General features: G+C 31.7%; 4 protein-coding genes. All 4 read left to right on the forward strand.

Annotation, left to right across the window (positions count from 1 at the left end):
• The first annotated feature begins 152 nt into the window (after positions 1-152).
• The 4 genes from V7068_RS22390 (at position 153) to V7068_RS22405 (ending at position 2,717) form a co-directional block, all read left to right on the forward strand.
• Entirely contained in the window at positions 153-542 is a 390-nt protein-coding gene (locus tag V7068_RS22390) for a VOC family protein (RefSeq protein ID WP_499714625.1), read from the forward strand.
• Positions 543-757: 215 nt separating this feature from the next.
• Entirely contained in the window at positions 758-1,063 is a 306-nt protein-coding gene (locus V7068_RS22395; RefSeq protein ID WP_499714626.1) for a hypothetical protein, read from the forward strand.
• A gap of 261 nt (positions 1,064-1,324) precedes the next feature.
• The gene (locus V7068_RS22400; protein WP_499714627.1) at positions 1,325-1,711 is read left to right on the forward strand and encodes a DUF192 domain-containing protein; all 387 of its coding nucleotides are present in this window, start codon (positions 1,325-1,327) and stop codon (positions 1,709-1,711) included.
• A gap of 412 nt (positions 1,712-2,123) precedes the next feature.
• Positions 2,124-2,717, forward strand: a complete 594-nt coding sequence (locus tag V7068_RS22405; RefSeq protein WP_499714628.1) for a lysophospholipid acyltransferase family protein — start codon at positions 2,124-2,126, stop codon at positions 2,715-2,717.
• Positions 2,718-2,748: the final 31 nt, after the last annotated feature.

Genomic DNA, 2,748 nt, shown 5'->3' on the forward strand with positions numbered 1-2,748 from the left:
AAATTGGGTAGTTATGTTAGAGTATAGATAAGATTGTAAAAAAATGTACTTAAGCTAAATGGCAGTTTAATTGAAGAAGGATTTCTACTTCCCAGCAAAGAATATTAATTTAGATAGTAAAAACAGTCTTCTTATAAGGGAGTGAAAGGAATATGTTTAGTAAAGTCGGTCAAATTATGTTGTATGTCAATAACCAAGATGAGGCAGTAAAATTCTGGACAGAAAAATTAGGCTTTACTGTAATAGCTGAAGAGAACAACAATCAGGGATTGAGATGGATTGAAATTGCTCCAAAGAAAGGTGCAGAAACAAGCCTCATTCTGCACAATAAGGATTTCGTTTCTAAAATGTCTCCTGGATTAAATCTCGATACTCCTTCTTTAATGTTTTTCACGGAGAATCTCGAACAATTACACAGTGACTTATTAAATAAACAAATTACAGTCGGAGAGATTGTAAATATGCCATCTGGTAGAGTATTTAACTTTGCGGATAATGAAGAAAACTATTTTGCAGTAATGGAAAAAAAAGTAATTTCCTAAACAACGAGTTGTGAGCTACAGATAAGGCTACCAAATCTAGGTGGCTTTTTTGTTATGTGAAGGAAAGATTGTGAAGAATTGTACTTAAACTAACGGGTGCGATTGTTCAATAAGAACAGTCGCTTCTTGTACTAACGTCGCAGGATAATGTGAAAAGAAGTGAAGAAATCTAATATGATAAAGTTGAGTAAAAAGGCTTTAAGGTGGTGCTTTATATGGGATTTGATGTGGTCTTATACAGTCGCGAAGGTCGTAAACTTGGACTAATCGAATTAACAGAACATCTCCATAATGAAATATTTGATTCAAAGAAAATGTGGCGAAGTTATTCGGAACTTAGAAGATTAAGCGATTATTATCTTACTGACGAAATCTTTTCAGGAGAAAGGTTATCCAATCTAATTTCAGACCTTAATAATTACAAATTATTTATTTCGGTCAATAAACTGAACGAATACGAGGAATTTATTAAACAAATTTCTAGGTCAGATATAGGTAAAGTCCATATTGCTGGCGATTAGTAAACATCACATCCTTATTCAACTATAGGGGGCGATTCTTCAATAAGAAAGATTGCCCTTTTTTATTGAACAAACGGAGTTTAGTTGAACAAATCTTTTTATATATTGTTGCTGTGATTATTGAAAGCAAAGTATTAAATTTAAAACCATAGAATAAGTATTAAAAGTGAAAAAGAGATTGCCTAGTTATTTTTTCTTCTTGTTTTCGTTTTATCTCCAAATTTCTTTCCTGCTTATTATAATAAGCGAAGGTGAGTGAACATGAAAAATAGAATAAAAACAAAAATGATAAAAATACTCAGTGGAAACAGGGAAATTAGATTAACCGTTCAAGTTGCAGATACTCAAAAAAAAATAGAAAAGGGCTTAATGTTTGTTGAAAAATTACCTGAAAATGAGGGGATGTTATTTGTGTTTCCAAGAAAAATATATGGTGGATTTTGGATGGAAAACACATTAATCCCTTTATCTATTGCTTTTCTTGATTCAGATGGGGAAATTCTAAAGATACTGGATATGGAGCCTTGTAAAGGGAATAAATGTCCTATCTATGATCCAAAACTTTCTTATCATTATGCAATTGAAGTGAATCTTGGATGGTTTGAAAAGAATCAAATCGAAGAAGGGGATTATGTAAAGTTTGATTGAATTCATCTTACCTCTAAGAACTAGGGATGAGGTTTTTGTTAATGGATATTTATATATTACTGAAAAGGTTGTGAAGAAATGTACTTGAAGTAAAGGGTGCGTTAGCACAATAACTAAAGATCAATTCTTGAAGGCCTTTTTAATTTTTTGATCTTCAGCAATCGGGCGCAATTCTGCAGTAAGATTTGTGCTCTTTCTTCATGTTTAGGGCCATTTAATTGAATAAGAGGTTGCTATTTATAATCAATTAATTTAAGGACATCCAGAGTTAGGTATTTTTTTGCATAAAATTAGTACCAGGTATCAATGGTTGGTGTTAAAATAAATAATAAGACTTTTGGAGGGGTATCTTGATTTATTCAAACAAATTGAACATTCTAATAAATTTCACAAAAGAGAAGGAGGAATTGACTTGTATTATGTAGCAGCTATTATACTAAAAACTGTTCTATCTATGTTTAACAAAGTTAACGTATACAATAAACAAGCTCTGCCTAACAAGGGGCCATATGTTATCGCGTGTACTCATAGTGGCTGGGTTGATGTTGTGTATCTTGGTGTAATCTTATTACCATCAAAGATTCATTATATGGCCAAAAAACAGCTTTTTAAAAATAAAATATCAGCTTGGTTTTTTAATAAACTAAATGCATTTCCTGTAGACAGAGATAACCCTGGGACAAGTGTTTTAAAAATACCCTACAAATTACTTTCAAGAGGGGAAATTGTAGGAATATTTCCAAGTGGAACTAGAACAAATGAACAAATAGCTTTAAAGCAGGGGGCGATAACCATCGCCCAACGGTCAAATGTCCCTATAATTCCTGCAGTTTATAAAGGGCCTAATAATCTTAAAGAACTTTTATTAAGGAAAAGGGCTTACCTAATTTTTGGCGATCCTATCTTTGTGAAAAATAAGAGTAAAGAAGATCGGAAATACTTTAAACAACTTCTGGAACAAAAATTAATTGATTTAGAAAGTGATATTAAAGAAAAAATATCATAGATCTTATACATTTTTAGTATGGAAGTTATTC

The organism is Bacillus sp. JJ634 (assembly GCF_036962285.1).
Classification (GTDB): domain Bacteria; phylum Bacillota; class Bacilli; order Bacillales; family DSM-1321; genus Peribacillus; species Peribacillus asahii_A.

What these genes read in the sequence shown, in the direction of transcription:
- V7068_RS22390 (WP_499714625.1), top strand. Translation starts at nt 153, where the DNA reads ATGTTTAGTAAAGTCGGTCAAATTATGTTGTATGTCAATAACCAAGAT.
- V7068_RS22395 (WP_499714626.1), top strand. Translation starts at nt 758, where the DNA reads ATGGGATTTGATGTGGTCTTATACAGTCGCGAAGGTCGTAAACTTGGA.
- V7068_RS22400 (WP_499714627.1), top strand. Translation starts at nt 1,325, where the DNA reads ATGAAAAATAGAATAAAAACAAAAATGATAAAAATACTCAGTGGAAAC.